This is a genomic window from Moraxella sp. CTOTU47724, assembly GCF_032014955.1.
Taxonomy (GTDB): domain Bacteria; phylum Pseudomonadota; class Gammaproteobacteria; order Pseudomonadales; family Moraxellaceae; genus Faucicola; species Faucicola tetraodonis.
This window is the reverse complement of record NZ_DALZSV010000001.1, coordinates 100,067-116,723: the sequence shown is the minus strand read 5'-3', so window position 1 is coordinate 116,723 and position 16,657 is coordinate 100,067. Positions and strand designations below refer to the sequence as shown.

The 16,657-nt window shown below is 45.7% G+C and carries 14 protein-coding genes and 1 tRNA gene; 7 read left to right on the top strand and 8 right to left on the bottom strand.

Features of this window, described 5'->3' with window-relative positions:
• Nucleotide 1: 1 nt before the first annotated feature.
• The 3 genes from RTR63_RS00535 to RTR63_RS00525 form a co-directional block, all read right to left on the bottom strand.
• A complete protein-coding gene (locus RTR63_RS00535) occupies nucleotides 2–775 on the bottom strand; it encodes an ABC transporter permease (protein ID WP_076774539.1) in 774 nt (257 codons plus the stop codon).
• Nucleotide 776: 1 nt separating this feature from the next.
• Nucleotides 777–1,736: an ABC transporter ATP-binding protein gene (locus tag RTR63_RS00530; protein WP_312522082.1), complete on the bottom strand. Its 960-nt coding sequence runs from the start codon at nucleotides 1,734–1,736 to the stop codon at nucleotides 777–779.
• A gap of 149 nt (nucleotides 1,737–1,885) precedes the next feature.
• Nucleotides 1,886–2,479 carry a c-type cytochrome gene (locus tag RTR63_RS00525; RefSeq protein ID WP_312522080.1) on the bottom strand — a complete coding sequence of 198 codons (594 nt, stop codon included), beginning with the start codon at nucleotides 2,477–2,479 and terminating at the stop codon, nucleotides 1,886–1,888.
• A gap of 279 nt (nucleotides 2,480–2,758) precedes the next feature.
• Here RTR63_RS00525 and RTR63_RS00520 point away from each other — a divergent pair.
• Nucleotides 2,759–2,834: transfer RNA gene (locus tag RTR63_RS00520), tRNA-Arg, on the top strand.
• Nucleotides 2,835–2,972: 138 nt separating this feature from the next.
• Here the strand turns inward: RTR63_RS00520 and tauD are convergent.
• The 4 genes from tauD to tauA all read right to left on the bottom strand — a co-directional run bounded on the left by tauD (nucleotide 2,973) and on the right by tauA (nucleotide 6,665).
• Nucleotides 2,973–3,836, bottom strand: coding sequence for a taurine dioxygenase (tauD, locus tag RTR63_RS00515; protein WP_309593675.1), 864 nt, complete (start codon nucleotides 3,834–3,836; stop codon nucleotides 2,973–2,975).
• Between the two features lie 30 nt (nucleotides 3,837–3,866).
• Nucleotides 3,867–4,670, bottom strand: coding sequence for an ABC transporter permease subunit (locus RTR63_RS00510; protein ID WP_409418177.1), 804 nt, complete (start codon nucleotides 4,668–4,670; stop codon nucleotides 3,867–3,869).
• Nucleotides 4,671–4,824: 154 nt separating this feature from the next.
• On the bottom strand, nucleotides 4,825–5,604 hold the full coding sequence (locus tag RTR63_RS00505) for a taurine ABC transporter ATP-binding protein (protein WP_309593674.1): 780 nt from the start codon (nucleotides 5,602–5,604) through the stop codon (nucleotides 4,825–4,827).
• A gap of 29 nt (nucleotides 5,605–5,633) precedes the next feature.
• Nucleotides 5,634–6,665: a taurine ABC transporter substrate-binding protein gene (tauA, locus tag RTR63_RS00500; protein WP_409418176.1), complete on the bottom strand. Its 1,032-nt coding sequence runs from the start codon at nucleotides 6,663–6,665 to the stop codon at nucleotides 5,634–5,636.
• Nucleotides 6,666–6,941: 276 nt separating this feature from the next.
• Here tauA and RTR63_RS00495 point away from each other — a divergent pair, with 276 nt between their 5' ends.
• A complete protein-coding gene (locus tag RTR63_RS00495) occupies nucleotides 6,942–8,456 on the top strand; it encodes an aminoacyl-histidine dipeptidase (protein ID WP_312522078.1) in 1,515 nt (504 codons plus the stop codon).
• A gap of 182 nt (nucleotides 8,457–8,638) precedes the next feature.
• Here the strand turns inward: RTR63_RS00495 and RTR63_RS00490 are convergent, their stop codons facing one another.
• Complete coding sequence (locus RTR63_RS00490; protein ID WP_312522076.1) at nucleotides 8,639–10,690, bottom strand: OPT family oligopeptide transporter; 2,052 nt, start codon at nucleotides 10,688–10,690, stop codon at nucleotides 8,639–8,641.
• Nucleotides 10,691–11,142: 452 nt separating this feature from the next.
• On the opposite strand from RTR63_RS00490, the gene RTR63_RS00485 reads away from it, so the two are divergent.
• The 5 genes from RTR63_RS00485 to RTR63_RS00465 all read left to right on the top strand — a co-directional run bounded on the left by RTR63_RS00485 (nucleotide 11,143) and on the right by RTR63_RS00465 (nucleotide 16,581).
• The gene (locus RTR63_RS00485) at nucleotides 11,143–12,225 is read left to right on the top strand and encodes an ATP-grasp domain-containing protein (RefSeq protein WP_312522074.1); all 1,083 of its coding nucleotides are present in this window, start codon (nucleotides 11,143–11,145) and stop codon (nucleotides 12,223–12,225) included.
• Between the two features lie 27 nt (nucleotides 12,226–12,252).
• A complete protein-coding gene (locus tag RTR63_RS00480; protein WP_312522072.1) occupies nucleotides 12,253–13,452 on the top strand; it encodes a phosphoribosyltransferase domain-containing protein in 1,200 nt (399 codons plus the stop codon).
• A gap of 110 nt (nucleotides 13,453–13,562) precedes the next feature.
• Nucleotides 13,563–14,393, top strand: a complete 831-nt coding sequence (locus RTR63_RS00475; RefSeq protein ID WP_312522070.1) for a hypothetical protein — start codon at nucleotides 13,563–13,565, stop codon at nucleotides 14,391–14,393.
• Between the two features lie 2 nt (nucleotides 14,394–14,395).
• Complete coding sequence (locus RTR63_RS00470) at nucleotides 14,396–15,532, top strand: cysteine protease StiP domain-containing protein (protein WP_312522068.1); 1,137 nt, start codon at nucleotides 14,396–14,398, stop codon at nucleotides 15,530–15,532.
• Nucleotides 15,533–15,609: 77 nt separating this feature from the next.
• A complete protein-coding gene (locus tag RTR63_RS00465) occupies nucleotides 15,610–16,581 on the top strand; it encodes an HpcH/HpaI aldolase/citrate lyase family protein (RefSeq protein ID WP_312522066.1) in 972 nt (323 codons plus the stop codon).
• Nucleotides 16,582–16,657 lie beyond the last annotated feature (76 nt).

Sequence of the window (16,657 nt, the reverse complement as noted above, 5' to 3'; positions counted from 1 at the left end):
GTTATAAACGAACGCGTGAGCCATCTGCTAAAAGATAATACGCAATGCCATAAAATATCGCGGTAAAAATCCCAATCGCCACCAAAGATGACCATACATTGACATCTGAATGACCCAAAATACCATAGCGAAAAGCATTGACCATATAAACAATGGGGTTGAGTAGCGATATGTTTTGCCAAAATCCTGATAAATCTTTAAGTGAATAAAACACACCGCCCAAATATGTCAAAGGTGTCAACACAAAACTGGGTACGATGGAAATATCATCAAACGAGCGCGCAAATACCGCATTAATCATACCGCCCAGCGAAAATAATGCTGAGGTCATCACCACAGTAAAAATCGTGACAAATGCATGCACCAGTGATAACTGAGTAAAAAACAACGCGAGCACCGTCACAATCGCGCCAATGGTCAATCCCCGAAACAAACCGCCTGCGATAAAGCCCAGTAAAATGGTATGTTTAGAAATCGGACTGACCAGCATTTCTTCGATATTACCATGAAACTTGGTGGCAAAAAAACTCGATACCACATTGGAGTAGCTATTGGTAATCACCGACATCATAATCAAGCCAGGCACGATAAACTGCATGTAGGAGACACCGCCCATATCGCCAACCCGAGCGCCAATCATTTTACCAAAGATGATAAAATACAAACTCATGGTGATGGCAGGGGGCAACAGCGTCTGCGGCCAAATGCGAAGAATTCGGCGGATTTCTTTGACTAACAAGGTGTTAAATGCAACCAACTGGTGCTGAAAATCCATGTTAATTCTCCAATTTTTCAGTCAAATTGTTTTCAACAATCCCCAAAAACAGCTCTTCAAGGCGATTGGCTTTGTTACGCATACTGGCTACCTGAATATTTTGAGCAGTTAACTGGGCAAAGACGTCATTTAGACTGTCGCCTTTTTTGAGTGTGACTTCAAGGGTCAACGGGTCTGGCTGCTTGGTTTTTACCACATTGGTTAACGCAATGGGTGCGGGATAAGGTTGCGCCAAATCAAACACAAAGCTTTCCACATCAAGGCTGGTAAGCAAACTTTTCATATCGGTATTGATACGAATTTCACCCTGGTCAAGGATAGCAATGTTTTTACACAGCTGCTCAGCTTCTTCTAAATAATGGGTGGTTAAAATAATGGTCGTACCTTCTTCCGTGTTAATTTGCTGCATAAAATCCCACATCGAGCGGCGCAGTTCAATATCCACCCCTGCAGTCGGCTCATCCAAAATCAGCAGTTTGGGACGGTGCATTAAAGCACGCGCAATCATCAAACGGCGTTTCATGCCGCCAGAGAGCATACGCGCTTTGTCGTCGCGTTTTTCCCAAAGCCCCAATGCTTTTAGGAGTTTTTCGGCACGCGGGCGAGATTCCTTGGCAGGTATACCAAAATAGCCCGCTTGGGCAATCAAAATATCTTCGATTTTTTCAAACTGCATAAAGTTAAATTCTTGCGGCACCACGCCTAAGAACTGCTTGGCTTTGGCAGGCTGTTTAAGCAAATCTACCCCAAAAATTTCTACCGAGCCTGAGGTGGGTTTAAATAGCGAGCTGATAATACCAATCGTGGTGGATTTACCCGCACCATTGGGACCAAGGAGGGCAAAAAATCCACCTTGGGGTACGGTCAAATCAATGCCTTTGAGTGCGGCAAAACCATTTGGGTAGGTTTTGGTGAGATGGGTAATTTTTAGAGCAGGGATGGTAGTGTCAAAGTTTGCCATAGCAATGCAGGTTCTGGTTAAAGGTGAGACCTTAATGGGGATGGGTTGGACAGTTTAAAGATTTGCGTGAACTAAGTTAAGTTAAATTATATCAATGATACAATTAAAAAAGCCTATCAGTTGATAGGCTTCATCTGGGCTAAAAATGATTATTTGGCTTGAGACACCATATAATCAACCGCGTTGGTCACTTCCACATCTAGCAAATCAGCGTTACCGCCTTTAGCTGGCATGGCATTAAAGCCTTGTAGCGCGTGTTGGTGAAGGGTAGCGGTACCTTTAGCGATACGGGGACCCCAAGCGCCTTTATCACCAAATTTTGGTGCACCTAACAGACCTGCAGTATGACAAGTATGGCACACACCTTCATAAATTACTTTGCCTTCACGTGGTTTATCTGGATCAGCGGCACCCAATGCAGCGGCAATAGTGATATCACACTCTTTACCTTCAAAACAAACTTTACCTTGTGGGGCAATACGTGCGATTAGATTTGGGTATAATGCAACCAATTTTGCAACTTGAGGTGGGTCTTCAGGTGCTTTTTCTGCTTCCTTTTTTGCGGGAGCGGCAGAGGATGCAGGGGCTGAAGCAGTTGCAGTACTTGAGGCTGTCGCGGTACTTGAAGCGCTAGCGGTAGCTGATGCCGCTGCGGGGGCACTGGCTTTATCCTCAGCTTGGCTGACAGCGATACCCGCAAGACTTAGCATAGTAATCGCTGATAACATCACTACTTTTTTCATTCGTCACGTTCTCTCAAACAGGTGAATTAAATTATCGTAATACTTTTGAAACGGACAATATGAGCCATTAGATTGCTCGATTGTATCCGTTGATGCGATAAATGTTACATAGATTTATTTTCCATACTATTATAAGGGAAAATTATCTGAAAAAGCTATGCTTATTTGATATGTGCTATCAACTTTGCCGAGCAGTTTTTGGCAGTAATTTTGATGATTTGCTTATTGCACGAAAAGTTTGCTAAAATAGCCCACTGCTTTTTTTCAATGCCAATCAAAGCGTTCGTAGCTCAACTGGATAGAGTACAGGTCTCCGAAGCCTGTGGCGTGGGTTCGAGTCCCGCCGAGCGCACCATTTTCTTGATTTAATCCTTAATCTAAAACATTAATTTTATTGATAAATTCACTATCATCTGCTTTTTAGTTTACCTCATTGTCATTGATTGTTTTATCCTTGATAGCAAGTTTGTTGAATCTATTAATTGAGCAACCATTAGATTGAATGATAAAACGGTTTATCCCCATTGATAGTCGCACGGTGCATGACACGATGTACCGTATCGCCATAATCATGGGTCGCATAGTGCTGAGTAGCTCGATTATCCCAAAACGCAATGTCATCATTTTGCCAGTGCCATCTTACCGTAAACTCAGGTTTGCTAATATGTTGGAATAAAAAGTTGAGTACCGATTTACTTTCTGAGTCGGACAATTCATTTATCTTTGTGGTAAAGCCTTCATTGACAAAAATCAATTTTTTACCGGTGACAGGGTGGGTGCGAATGACAGGATGCACTACAGGCGGATTGTCAATTTGCGCTTGTTGCCACTGAGCAAAGCCCTCGGGGGTATTGCCAAATCGCTCTTGCGGGAAGGATTGAATAATATTGTGCGTTGCCGTCAACCCTGCCAAAAAAGCGCGAAACGCAGGTGATAAATTATCGTACGCCGCATAGCTGCTTGACCATAGCGTATCACCACCAAAGCTTGGAACTTGTTTGGCTGCCAAAATACTGCCAAGCGGTGGCGTTTCGCTAAAAGTCACATCAGTATGCCAAATGGCATTGTCTCGCAAATCGGTTTTATGATTATCAAGCAGTACAATCTCTGGCTGGTTATCGGCTTGGGGGAAAATCGGGTGAATATGCAGTGAGCCAAATTGACGCGCAAAATCCGCTTGTTGTTTTGGGGTAATTGCCTGTTTACGAAAGAATAAGACTTGATGCGTCAATAATGCTTGCTCAATTTCGTGTTGTTGAGTCTCTACCAAAGGTTGGCTAAAGTCGACACCTGTCACCACCGCGCCAATATTTGGGGTGATTTTTTCGATTGTTAACGTGGTCATGATGATCTCCAAATTGTTCAGTTATCACTTGTTATAGCTGTTTTAATATTTGCCGTACCAAGGGGCAAGATTGGCTTGTAATTTTCTTAATAAAATTTCTAAAATAAACGCAATCACCGCAATAATTATAATCCCTAGAACGACAATATCCGTCGATAGAAACTGCGCGGCTGACTGAATCATAAAGCCTAACCCTTTAGTTGCAGCCACCAATTCAGCTGCCACCAAAGTCGACCAACCTACACCCAGCCCAATACGAATCCCTGTTAGGATATGCGGTAAAGCCGATGGCAATGTCACATGCCAAAGTAATTGCGATGGGGTTGCACCGAGCGATAGCGCGGCAAATTGGCGGCTTTTATTAACGGTCAAAATACCCTGCAATGTTGAGATAATAATCGGGGCTAAAATCGATAAAAAGATAAGCGTGATTTTGGTCAGCTCACCAATCCCTAACCAAATCACCAATAATGGCAAATAAGCGAGCGGGGGAATTGGGCGATAAAACTCGAGCAACGGGTCAAAAATAGCCTGAACTGTGCGATTGGTTCCCATCCAAATAGCGATAGGCACACCCACCACCACTGCCAAAACCAAGGCAATAAATACCCGTCCTAGGCTAGCAAAGGTATGCTGTATCAAGGTTGCCGACATATAGCCTTCGGTGGAGACTTTGACAAACTGTTGCCACACACTGGTAGGATTTGGCAAAAATAAACTTGGCACCAGTCCTGTCGCAGTCACCGCCCACCAAATCGCCAATGCAGTAACCACACTGATAAACCCCCAGACTACCCCATGATGTTGGGATACAAAAGATGAGGCAGGGGTGGGGCGTGTTGTCATGGTAGTCTCAATAACGGCTGCGGTTGGCGCTGACTGATGGTCGATTGGTTTATCAGCGGGGTGAGTTGCGGTATCAATCTTAGAAATTGTTTGGCTCGTCATGACCTAATTCCTGTTAAATTATTATGATGAATTGGCGCAGTTTTAGCAGCTGTCAAATACGACCCGCCACAATTTGCTGAAATAACTGTTCTCGCCATTCAATAAACTCACGGTCTGATTTTATGGCGCGCGTGCTTTGTCCTTGGGCAAAGCGTTGGCTAAAAGTCGGCTGGTAATGGTGCAGAATTTTTCCTTGACCCATCACCACCAAGTCGGTTGCCAAAAATAACGCTTCTTCAATATCATGCGAAATCAACAATATTTGTCGTTTGCTTTGTTGCCAAATATTGAGCAGTAGTTCTTGCATGGATTCGCGCATAAAAGCATCGAGGGCGGCAAACGGCTCATCTAGTAATAACATTTTGGCTTTTGATGCCAATACGCGGGCAATGCCCACACGTTGTTGCATCCCGCCTGATAATTCCCAAATCGATTTTTCGGCAGCGTTTTCTAGTCCTACCCATTGCAAAATTTGCTCGGTTTGTTTGGCTTGCGTTTTGGCATCGACCCCTGCTAATTTGCCGGCAAAACTGACGTTGTCAGCGACATTGAGCCAAGGGAATAACGCATGGTTTTGAAATACCACCGCTCTATCTACACTGGGTTTGGTAATGGCTTGACCGTCTAGGCTTAACGCGCCTTGGGTCACAGGAATAAAGCCTGCAATGCTGTTGAGCAAAGTGCTTTTACCGCAGCCTGATGCCCCCAGCACCACACAAAAACTTTGCGCTGCCAATGATAAGTTCACCTTATCAAGTGCCAAGGTGGGATGGCTATTGGACTGGGTAGTTGGATACTGTACGCTTAAATTTTCAATCACTAATCCGCTCATGCTATCTCATTCCTTATTAAGCCTTGCTATTACTTGCTATCCAAATATTGATTGGTGACAAAATCTGAATAATCAGCTAATACAGTATCCACCTTGCCTTGTGACTTAAGAAATTCAGCCGTTTTGCGGATGTTGTCAGCAAATGGTTTTTGTAGCAAAGTCTGCTGTTCACTGACGGGTAGATAACGATTGCCTGCCAGTAGGGTGCTGATATCGCTCGGTGTTGAACCGGTAATTTGCGCAATTTTTTGCACGTTGCTAGCATTACCAATAAAGGCTTTAGGGTCTTGGCTATATTTACCGGTGGCATCGGTGCTGATTTTGACGAACTGTTTTAAGAAGTCAGGATTTTTTTGGGCAAAATCTTTACGTGCCACCCATAAGTCATAGGTCGGACTACCCCAGCTAGCCACTTCTTTTGAAGTCGTCAAAACATGCCCAGTGGCTTTGACTTTACTTAAAACAGGCTCCCAAACATACGTGGCATCAATATCTCCTCGCTCCCAAGCCGCATTGATTTCCGGTGGACGAAGGTTAATAATGGTGACTTTGTTTGGGTCAATGTTCCAATGCTTCAGCGCGGCAAGTAAGCTGTAATGGGTGGTAGAAACATAGGGCACGGCAATTTTTTTACCGATTAAATCTTGCGGTGTTTTGATATTACTAGCATTTCTGACGACCAAGCTTTCCGCTTCACCGATTTCACTGGTCACCAAAAAAACTTGAAGCGGTACGCCTTTGGTGGCAGCGGCTGCCAGTGGACTTGAGCCGATATTGCCAATATCAATGCTGCCGGCACTGATGGCAGCAACGACGTCTGCACCGGTATCAAACTTTCGCCAATTGATATCACGCTGCGTGGTTTGTTCATAGGTTTTGTCGGCTTGAGCAAGTTTGGCTGGGTCAACCCCCGTTTGATAAGCAATGGTAACGGCTTGCTTGCTATCCGCGGTTGATGTGTTGCCTGCTGCGGATGCGCTGTTGGGCGTTGCTTGATTTTGCGATTGTGTTGATGATTGAGAATTCGATTGAGAATAAACATAGCCCGCGCCAATCGCCATAATTCCTGCGGTCAATCCTGCCGCGAATAATTTATTTTGCTTAGTCATTTTTACCCCTTAATTCATCATAGATATTCTATATGTGAATTATTATGTAAAAACCTGTATATTCTGTAAAATAATATTAACAATATTATATTTTCTAAAATGGAATAATACTGTGTGTTTGCCAATCGCCCTATAACTAAGCTAACCAGAAATAAGCTGACCATTCGTATATAAAATTCGCTACAATATTGCCTTTGATAGTTAATACACTAAAAATCGGGCAATACCATGACAACCAATCTTTCTCAACTGTCACCCACTGCTGTTTGGCAATGGTTTGATCAAATTTGTGCTATTCCACATCCTACTTTTTATGAACACGCATTGGGTGACTTTATTGTTCAAACAGTTCAAACCCGCGGACAGCAATACGGGTTAACGGTCAAAAAAGATGAAAAAGGCAATATTTTTATCTATAAGCCAGCAAGCGTACAGCTTGATAGCAATATGGCAAACCATCCTGCGGTGGCTATCCAAGCGCATTTTGACATGGTGGCACAAAAAGGGGAAACCACCAACCATGATTTTATCACCGACCCTATCAAGCCTATCATTAAAGACGATTGGGTTTGGGCAAGCGATACGACGCTTGGAGCAGATAATGGTATTGGGCTTGCTATGGCATTGGCGGTGGCGTTTAGTGATGATATTGTCCATCCACCGCTTGAATTGATTTTAACTTGTGAAGAAGAAATCGGCATGGGCGGCGTCCAAGCGATTCACCCTGAGTGGCTGACCGCACCTGCGATGATTAACCTTGACTCAGAAGATGAAGGTGAGCTGTTTATTGGCTGTGCTGGCGGGCGTGATGCCACATTCCAGTTAACTTCCTCGCTCATTACCGTAACCGAAGATGTCACGCCGATGGTGATTAAGGTGAGCGGTTTACAAGGTGGGCACTCTGGCATTGATATTCATAAAGGCTTAGCCAATGCTAACTTATTACTGGCGCGCGTGCTGGCAAGCCTGTTTGGTTCATCGCCTTTTTATTTACAACACTGGACAGGTGGGGTACTGCGAAATGTGATTACGCGTGAAGCCTCTGCGGCGGTGTTGGGTGATTTTGAGCGTATCAGCCAGTTGCTTCCTACTATCTTGCAAACGTTACAAGCTGAATATAAAATCACGGAACCCAACCTCACCGTGACTGTTGAAAAACTAGTAGCCACGGACGCGTTGTCACCTGACGCTGCCAACCTGTCCGCTCTTAGTATAGCCGACAGTCAGCGTGTGCTTAATTTGCTGCGTAGCCTACCCAATGGCGTGATACGGATGAGCGATAGTTTTGCCGGCGTGGTAGATACATCAATTAGCACGGGCGTGGTAAAGCTTAGCCAAACTCATGACAATAATCACACCGCCACCCTTGAGATACGTTGTCTGATGCGATCTTTGGGTGAAACCCCAAAAGATGACATCGCCCAGCGGCTACAAGCTTTAGCAGATTTGGCAGGCGCAGCGCTAGAGTTAAGCGATGATTATCCAGGCTGGCAACCTGACCCAGATTCCAAGCTATTGGCAGTGGCAAAATCTGTGATGGCGAGTCATTTTGCAGGCGAGCCAAAACTGCAGGTGATTCATGCCGGTCTTGAATGCGGCATATTTAAAGGTAAAGCGCCAAACATGGACATGATTTCTTTTGGTCCAAATATCCGTGCGGCGCACTCACCCAAAGAGCGCGTAGAAATCGCCAGCGTGGCAAAAACTTGGCAGGTGCTATTAGACTTATTAAAAGTCTTGTAATGGCTAATGATTGCTTATGCTGCTATCACAGTTGTGAAAAAATGTCGTTGCTAAGGTTTTGAATTTAAGGTTTTAAATCTAGGGTTTTGAGCCTATTTTCTTACACAGCGATACATAGAAAACCCTTGAAAATACTGATTTTCAAGGGTTTAGTTTATAGGGATATTAGATTTTAATGCTTGTTATGCCGATGTTTTGGCACTGCTCAACACGCGTCTGGCTAGTATCACAATAGCCAATACAAATGCCAATAACCCTAGCCATTGGGCAATGTTGTCCCAATTGGCAAGTTTAAGCGCGAGCGGTGCATCTGAGCCGCCCGTCGTGACTGACGCGGCAATAATAAACGCCATAATAACACCAATCAAGCTTTCGCCCACAATTAACCCTGCAGCAAATAACGTACCTTTGCGCTCTGCAAGCTTTAAGTTGCGCTCACGTTGCGCCGCTGCACTGTTTTTGGTGATACGGTTTTTAATCCACCATGCCAACACCGAGCCTATAAAAATCGGCATATTAATGGTAGGTGGCAAATAAATGCCCATACCCACTGCCAATACTGGCAAGCTGTATTTACCCGCTGAAGTTTTGCGTAATAAAGTATCAGCGACAATCAGTACCGCACCAATCAGCACACCGATAAGGATAAAGTCCCAGTTCAAATTATGCGCGAAAATCCCTTTGGCAATCGTAGTCATCAAGGTTGCTTGCGGTGCGCCCAAGGCTTGCGAGGCATCCATATCAGGGCGAGGCAATGCCCCAGTAAAGCCATAAGCTTTGTACAGTAGTTCTAAGATAGGGGAGATTACCAATGCACCTACCACGACACCAATCATTAAGGCAACTTGCTGACGCCAAGGTGTGGCTTTTACCAAGTAACCCGTTTTTAAGTCTTGCAAATTGTCATTTGAAATCGTCGCCACACATAATACCGCCGAACCACAGAACAACGCCAACGCGGTGACAAATTTGCCATCGCCCGTGGTTAACAATTGTGGATAGGCATTGCCAACAAGCAATAAAATAAGCGAAATCACCACAATCGAGATAATACCAATACCTGAAATTGGGCTAGACGACGATCCAACCAAACCCGCCATATAACCACACGCTGCCGCTACCAAGAAACCAATGATAAAGGTGACCGCGGTACAAACCAATACTAGGAGCCATGCCAAACCCGCTGGCAAGCTTGCATCCGCCACAAACTGATAGAAACTAACCGCCAATAACAACGTCATTACCACCGTCCAGCCGATCATAACCTTGGGCGATAAATCCTGCTCCATACGACTGAGGTTTGATGAATTGCCACCTTTGAGCGCCTGCATGGAAATTTTTAATCCCTCAATCATTGGCTTCATAAGCGTGAGTAGCGTCCAAATTGCGGCAACACCAATGGTACCTGCACCGATAAAACGGACATTTTCCTTCCAGATTTTCATGGCAAATGCCGACATTTCCACGTCACTGGGCTGAGGCGTCATGCTCGTCAATATCGGTACCGCTGCACCCCAAGCAATAATGATACCCAGCAAAATAGCAATACCGCCCGCTACGCCAACTAGGTAACCTGCCCCAAGGAGCGCCAAGGAAAACCCCATGGGTAATTGGGTAATCGCCGATCCTGCTTTAAACCAGTAGCCTGCCGAATCTGCCAATACCCTAAGTCCACCGGTCAAAAACGCGACAATGCCTGATAACGCGCCACCAATCACAATATCCTTGGCACCTGTTGAGGCATCTGACTGAGCGGGGGTATCATCTGCGGTGTCCTGTTCGCCTGCCCGCAAAATTTCAGCAGCGGCAACGCCTTCAGGATAGGGCAAATCACTGTTAACCACCATCGCATAGCGAAGTGGAATAGTAAAAATCACCCCCAAGATACCGCCAGCGATACATAAAATAGTGGTTTGCCAAAATGGAAACCCTGTCCAGTAACCGAGCATTAATAACGCTGGCAAGACAAAGATAATGGACGATAAAGTACCTGCCGCCGAAGCTTGGGTTTGTACAATATTATTTTCAAGAATATTGCTATCTTTGGCAAATTTTAAAACCGCCATTGATATCACCGCCGCCGGAATGGACGAGGCAAACGTTAACCCGACTTTAAGTCCAAGATATACATTGGACGCAGTAAAGATGACAGTGATTAATGCCCCAAGAATAATGCCCCTTAGCGTCAATTCTTTGTGATTGGCATACATATCACCGATAGGCTGAACTTGCATGGGCAAATCTCCATGTAAAAGCAAAAGTTAATGGTGAGTAAAAAAAAGCTTATGGATTATACTGCGTTTTATGGCTAAAACAATAATTTTTATCTAGTACCCTAACCCTTGAAACATCGAAACACTACGGGTCTGAATAGGGCTATCATTGTGTAGCAAACGTTGTTTGGCAAATATTGTTTGGCAAAGCACGCCAATAAGAGTTGCCCCTCATGCGTATAGATATAAGATACCTAGGTGATTGGTAAAATAATAAGTCTTACCTACTAAACAAAGAAAAGTTAAGCAAAGATAAGTAGTCAAGCATATCCTGCAGTGGCAGCCAGGGTTTATTTAGCGAGATAGATTAAAATTTTGCATCATCTGCTATATAATTCTTGCTACACACTCAGCATGTTATATCTCAATGACAATCGATTACAGTTGTATGAAGATTTGCTAATGGAAATTGAATGATTTTAAACCCCAGTAATACCCCGTTTTCAATTTGGTTGGCAGAAGGGCAGTCAAGCCAGCGTGACATGCTACGTGCCATGCAAGCCATGAAATGCCAATATAACTTACCGATGACCATCGTGGCATCCCATCGACAACCACGACCAGAAATCTTAAACTGTGCCGACATAGCGTACCAAGAGCCATCCGAGCCAAGTGAGCGGGTTGGGTTTGTACTTGAACAGGCCAAAAAGCACAATAGCAAAGTGGTACTCACAGGGCGCAATAGCCAAGATTACGAAGCCAGACGTCAAGACTTCAAAGCAGCCGGTATTCGGTTATTGACAGGCGCAACTGACACAGCCACGCTTGAATTAATGGATGATAAAGCCGCTTTTACCGCCTTTTGCCAGCAACATGACATCCCTGTGGCAAGTGGCTGGCAGTTTGCTAATGCAGATGAGTTAATGGCACTGCTAGCCTTGCATGGTGGGCAGCCGTTATGTGTAAAACCCGTTAAAGGCATATTTGCGCAAGGGTTTTGGCGACTCGATACGGGAGCGGTTGAGGCGTGGGATAGTTTTGAGCATTTATACTTTACCGATGCTAAAAAAATTCATCTTGCACAATTTTTACACGCTTATAACCATAGCCAAATGATAACTGACAAACCCATTGCCATGCTATTGATGCCCTATCTAGCAGGCAAAGAATACTCGATTGATGTGGTATGTGAGACAGGGGAAGTGTTAGCCGCAGTGACGCGCTACAAAGAAGGCAGTGAGCAGCATGTGGGCTATGACGAGACAGTGATGGAACTTGTCAAGCATCTGGTAGCAGCCCTAAAAGCCGATGGTATTGTGAGCATCCAAACCAAGGCTGATGAAAATGGGACGCACAAGGTACTGGAAATCAATAGCCGCGCGTCAGGTGGTATTGGTTATACCGATCATGCCTTTGATAACGGCACGATGAATTTAACCCAATTAGCTTTTGCCTATTGGTCAGGCTGTATTGCCAAACCACATCTGGCAGCGGTACGTGATACCATCACCCCTTGCATCGTGCGCCCGCTGATGACCAGTGTCAAAATCGGCTAACGCAAAAATAACAGGACAACAGACGCCATGACTGAGCAAAAAACCATTTCGTTATCGCGTGGCGAGCTTACTTTACGTTATCAAACCAGCGCTGATTATCAGCTTGATGAGTTGTTGGGGTTTGCTGAGCGTATCAATCCCAAGCGCGCATTTTTGTTTGTATCCAAAGTATTGGGGCGACATATTCCGGTATCCCCCGATAAGATGCGACAAGCCTTCACCCAGTTGGCAACTCTCATACCCGATGATTTGCCCGAGCCAATTGTGGTAATTGGCATGGCTGAGACCGCAGTCGGACTGTCGGCAGGGGTGCATCAAGTGCTGCAGGCGCGTTATCCGCAGGCTATTTTGCTCAACTCGACGCGGCATGCACAGGCAGGAGAGCTTTTCACCACGTTTAGCGAAGATCATAGTCATGCCAGTGTGCATTTGATTTACCAAAGTGATGACAGCACGCTACAAGCGAACGTTGAAAACGCCAAAACCTTGATTATGGTCGATGACGAAGCCTCCACAGGTAATACCTGTCAAAATGTGGTCAACGCCCTGCGTCAAGCAGGAATGAGTAAGCTTGAGCAAGTGCATTTGGCGACGCTGGTTGATTGGTCACTGGGCAAAAAACTGGGCAAAAAACTGGGGGAAACGGATAGTAATATTTTTAATGACATCGCCTTTTTTCGCCATCATCTGCTGGCAGGAGATTGGACGTGGACAGATAGGGTGAATGCGCCCGCGGTTACCATGCCAAATGTGTCAACCACAGAGGCAGGCAGTCAGCCACTGCTGCCTACCGGCAATTGGGGTAGACAACCGACACGCGATAGTACATCAGGATTGGATTTTTTGCTGCAAGGTTTGCATCATACGCTTCGCCAAAGGCAATTGACCCTAGCGTCATTCGCCCATCAAAAAATCTTGGTACTGGGCAGTAATGAGTTTGTTTGGTTGCCGTTGCTGCTTGCCGAACGCTTGGCGCAGTATCAAGCGGATGTCAAATTTTCCGCCTTGACGCGCTCACCCATCGCCATCCATGCTGATAGCGCCGTGACTAGCGTTATCAAGTTCTTTGATCATTATGGCTTGGGCATGACCAATTTTGTTTACAACGTGACGCCTGAGGCGTGGGATTGGGTGCTGTTGTGCGTGGAAACCCCCCAAGATAGCGTGGATGAGATTTGGCAGGGCTTTGATAATGTCATGGTAATTTCACCGAGACTCAAAACCTGACACCCGAAATCTGATACCCAAAATCTGATACCCAAAATCTGACAAACGAATTCCGAAAGCTAATCAACCACAAGAACGATAAAAGTTAAGTTTGATAAAAATGAGTGTGAATGACCGATTTTTTTAAACCCGAAGCGCGTTTTTTTGAATCAAAAGTCGCGCTAGTCAAACCTTATGCTTTGATGGATTTGGATGATACCTTGTTTCAAACCCAACGAAAAATTGCAGCTTGGCAATTGCCAATGGATGGGTTAGTGGCGGCGACCGTCGATAAGCAGAATGCGCCATTGAGCTTTTTGACCCCAAAGCAGCGCCATTTTTTTAATTGGTTATCCCAATCAACGGAGCTCATCCCCGTCACCGCAAGAGATACCACTGAGATTATGCGCGTGAAACTGCCGTTTGATAGTTGGCAAGTTTTGACCCATGGTGCGGTGATTATCGAGCCATCGGGGCAGATTTGTGCGCGTTGGCAGCGGCTAATGGCAGGGCAGTTGGTGGCGCTACAAGCCAAACTGACCCAGCTTATGGCGCGATTGGCAGGGTTTGAAGCACTACGCATAACCCCACATTATGAACATTTTATAGTAGACAATAACGCGGCGGATTTGATGGTATATGTCGCCATCAAACATCAGCATAAAGACCACGATGCTTTGCTGCAGTTTGCGGCACAGCTGCCGAGCCTGCTAAATGAGGCGGCTGATTTGGACGATGAGTTTTATATCCATGTTAATGCCAATAACTTGGCATTGTTGCCGCACGTCGTCAACAAACATCACGCGATGCGTTTTTTGCTCGATTATCATTTGGATAAAAACCGCCCTTGTTTTGGTTTTGGTGATAGCTTGGCGGATTTGCCGTTTTTACAATTATTGGACTGGTATGGCACGCCCAATCGAGGGCAACTGCATGATGCTATCAGTCAAGGGTGTTTATAACCATGACAATTCAGGCGAATTTTTCGGGTAGTTATTTACCTTCTGAGGTTACCTTGCTGCTCGATATCGTCAGTGCTGATAGCGTCAATGATATCAGCCCAACCCAAAAAGAAGCGTTAATCCAATCAGGTCAGCGCCATTATTCAGATATGCTGACGCTTGAAAAGCCGCCCAGCGCCACGCATGAAGCCTTGTACAATCAAGCATTGGCGGCAGGCAAACAGCGCATGGCAAATGATGTCACAAGCCTTGCCTTTAGCTTACATCAGCTATTTCATGCTTGCGTGAGTGCCTCGCAGCCGCTGATATTGGTCAGTCTCGTGCGGGCAGGATTGCCGATTGGGGTATTGCTGCAAAAAGCGCTTAGTGATGCCTCTGCTAGCTATGCGTTAGCCAGTCAGCATTACGGGGTGAGTATCATCCGTGACCGCGGGCTTGACCCGGTTGCCTTGCAATATATTTTGCAGCAACATCCCCATAGCCCGATTGTGTTTGTCGATGGTTGGACGGGTAAAGGGGCTATCTATGGTGAATTGCAACGAAGTTTAGCCCAAATCACTGATAAGCGGCAACAAGCGCAACTGTTTCACCAAGGTGACGGGGTGATTCCACTGGTGACGTTGGCAGATCCTGCTGGGGTGGCTTGGCTATCGGCAAGTAATGATGATTGGCTGATGCCGGCAAGTTTGCTCAATAGCACTGTCTCTGGGCTGATATCGCGTACCCTGTATCGTGAGCCCAGTGATGGACTGCACCAAGCAGTGTATTATGACAAGTTACAGCCTTGGGACCGCAGTGGCGAGTTTATCCAAACCATTGATGCGTTGCGTCAGCAAATACCTTTACCAACGCCGCTAACGGGCAAGTTGTTGCCGACTTTTGCCACCCAGTCTGTGATAGATGACTTAGCGGCGCGCTTTGCCATCAACAATCGCAACCGTATCAAACCCACCATTGCCGAGGCGACCCGCGCGATATTACGGCGCGACCCTGAGTATGTATTGGTCAATGAGATGGCAGACGGACAAGATACGGCATTACTGCGTCATCTTTGTGAGGAAAAAAATATTCAAGTAATTGAAGATACTAGCATTGCACCTTACCAAGCTGTCACCATTATTAAGGACAGAAGCCAATGATAACCGAGTCTTTGCGCTCATCGACCTTGTTGACCGCCCATTTATCCTAATCGCTCTTTTACGCACATTGTACTTTTATGACACTATTACACCCTGTAAATCATTTTTTACCTGCGTCTGTTGCGCCGACTATCAATCCCTATCAGCTGGGCGCAACCTTATATATGCCAGCCACGCGCCAAGATATTTGGCAAATTATTAGCCAGCAAAAATTGGCTGAGATTGACAGTATCGTGATTTGTTTGGAAGATGCGGTAAGTGAAAGTGAGATTCCTGCCGCGCTCGCAAATTTAAAGCAGCTGCTTGCAACATGGGCTCAGCACGCCCAGACGCATGGTTTTGGCGATGAATCGCGTCAAATTTCACCGCGAGCCTCACGCCCGATGGTATTTATCCGACCGCGTAACGCCTTGATGCTCAGCGAGCTTGCTAGTTGGCAGTCGATTGCTTTGGTAGATGGCTTTGTGTTACCAAAAATTGATATGCAAAGCCTTGCTGATTGGCGATTGGCTTGTCAGGCATTGCCATCGACACAGTTATTGATGCCGACCCTTGAGACTCGACTCATCTTTAACCCGATACACAACCAAGAACTGGCGCTAGCGTTTAGCGAAGGGTTTAGCCAGTCGATTTTGGCACTGCGTATTGGCGGCAATGATTTATTTGCCTCGCTGCGCTTGCGTCGTCCGTCTGATGTGACGATCTATCAAACCCCAGTCGGTATACTCATCTATCAGTTAATTGCGTGTTTCGTGCCGCAAGGTTTTTATTTGACCGCGCCCGTGTTTGAATATTTGGATAAACCTACCTTGTTTGCTGAAGAATTGCGGCAAGATGTCGCCTTGGGACTGGTGGGAAAAACCATCATTCACCCTGACCAAATTGCTGCAGTCAAACAAGCTTTTTATGTCAATGACATAGAGCGCAGTCAAGCCACCGCGATTCTTGCTACTGATGCCAAGGCGGTATTCAAGCAAGACAACAGTATGCTTGAGCCAGCCACGCATCGCGCGTGGGCGACCAGTGTCATGCTCCGCGCCAATGTCTAAAAGCTAAGTTTTAACAGCCAATGTCTAACAGTTTGTCACATCAAAGTCAGATAACAAATCACTGACCGATAATTGA

What these genes read in the sequence shown, in the direction of transcription:
- RTR63_RS00470 (WP_312522068.1), top strand. Translation starts at nt 14,396, where the DNA reads ATGACAATTCAGGCGAATTTTTCGGGTAGTTATTTACCTTCTGAGGTT.
- RTR63_RS00505 (WP_309593674.1), bottom strand. Translation starts at nt 5,604, where the DNA reads ATGAGCGGATTAGTGATTGAAAATTTAAGCGTACAGTATCCAACTACC.
- RTR63_RS00535 (WP_076774539.1), bottom strand. Translation starts at nt 775, where the DNA reads ATGGATTTTCAGCACCAGTTGGTTGCATTTAACACCTTGTTAGTCAAA.
- tauA (WP_409418176.1), bottom strand. Translation starts at nt 6,665, where the DNA reads ATGGCGATTGGCGCGGGCTATGTTTATTCTCAATCGAATTCTCAATCA.
- RTR63_RS00510 (WP_409418177.1), bottom strand. Translation starts at nt 4,670, where the DNA reads ATGACAACACGCCCCACCCCTGCCTCATCTTTTGTATCCCAACATCAT.
- RTR63_RS00525 (WP_312522080.1), bottom strand. Translation starts at nt 2,479, where the DNA reads ATGAAAAAAGTAGTGATGTTATCAGCGATTACTATGCTAAGTCTTGCG.
- RTR63_RS00530 (WP_312522082.1), bottom strand. Translation starts at nt 1,736, where the DNA reads ATGGCAAACTTTGACACTACCATCCCTGCTCTAAAAATTACCCATCTC.
- RTR63_RS00485 (WP_312522074.1), top strand. Translation starts at nt 11,143, where the DNA reads ATGATTTTAAACCCCAGTAATACCCCGTTTTCAATTTGGTTGGCAGAA.
- RTR63_RS00465 (WP_312522066.1), top strand. Translation starts at nt 15,610, where the DNA reads ATGACACTATTACACCCTGTAAATCATTTTTTACCTGCGTCTGTTGCG.
- RTR63_RS00495 (WP_312522078.1), top strand. Translation starts at nt 6,942, where the DNA reads ATGACAACCAATCTTTCTCAACTGTCACCCACTGCTGTTTGGCAATGG.
- RTR63_RS00480 (WP_312522072.1), top strand. Translation starts at nt 12,253, where the DNA reads ATGACTGAGCAAAAAACCATTTCGTTATCGCGTGGCGAGCTTACTTTA.
- RTR63_RS00490 (WP_312522076.1), bottom strand. Translation starts at nt 10,690, where the DNA reads ATGCAAGTTCAGCCTATCGGTGATATGTATGCCAATCACAAAGAATTG.
- RTR63_RS00475 (WP_312522070.1), top strand. Translation starts at nt 13,563, where the DNA reads ATGACCGATTTTTTTAAACCCGAAGCGCGTTTTTTTGAATCAAAAGTC.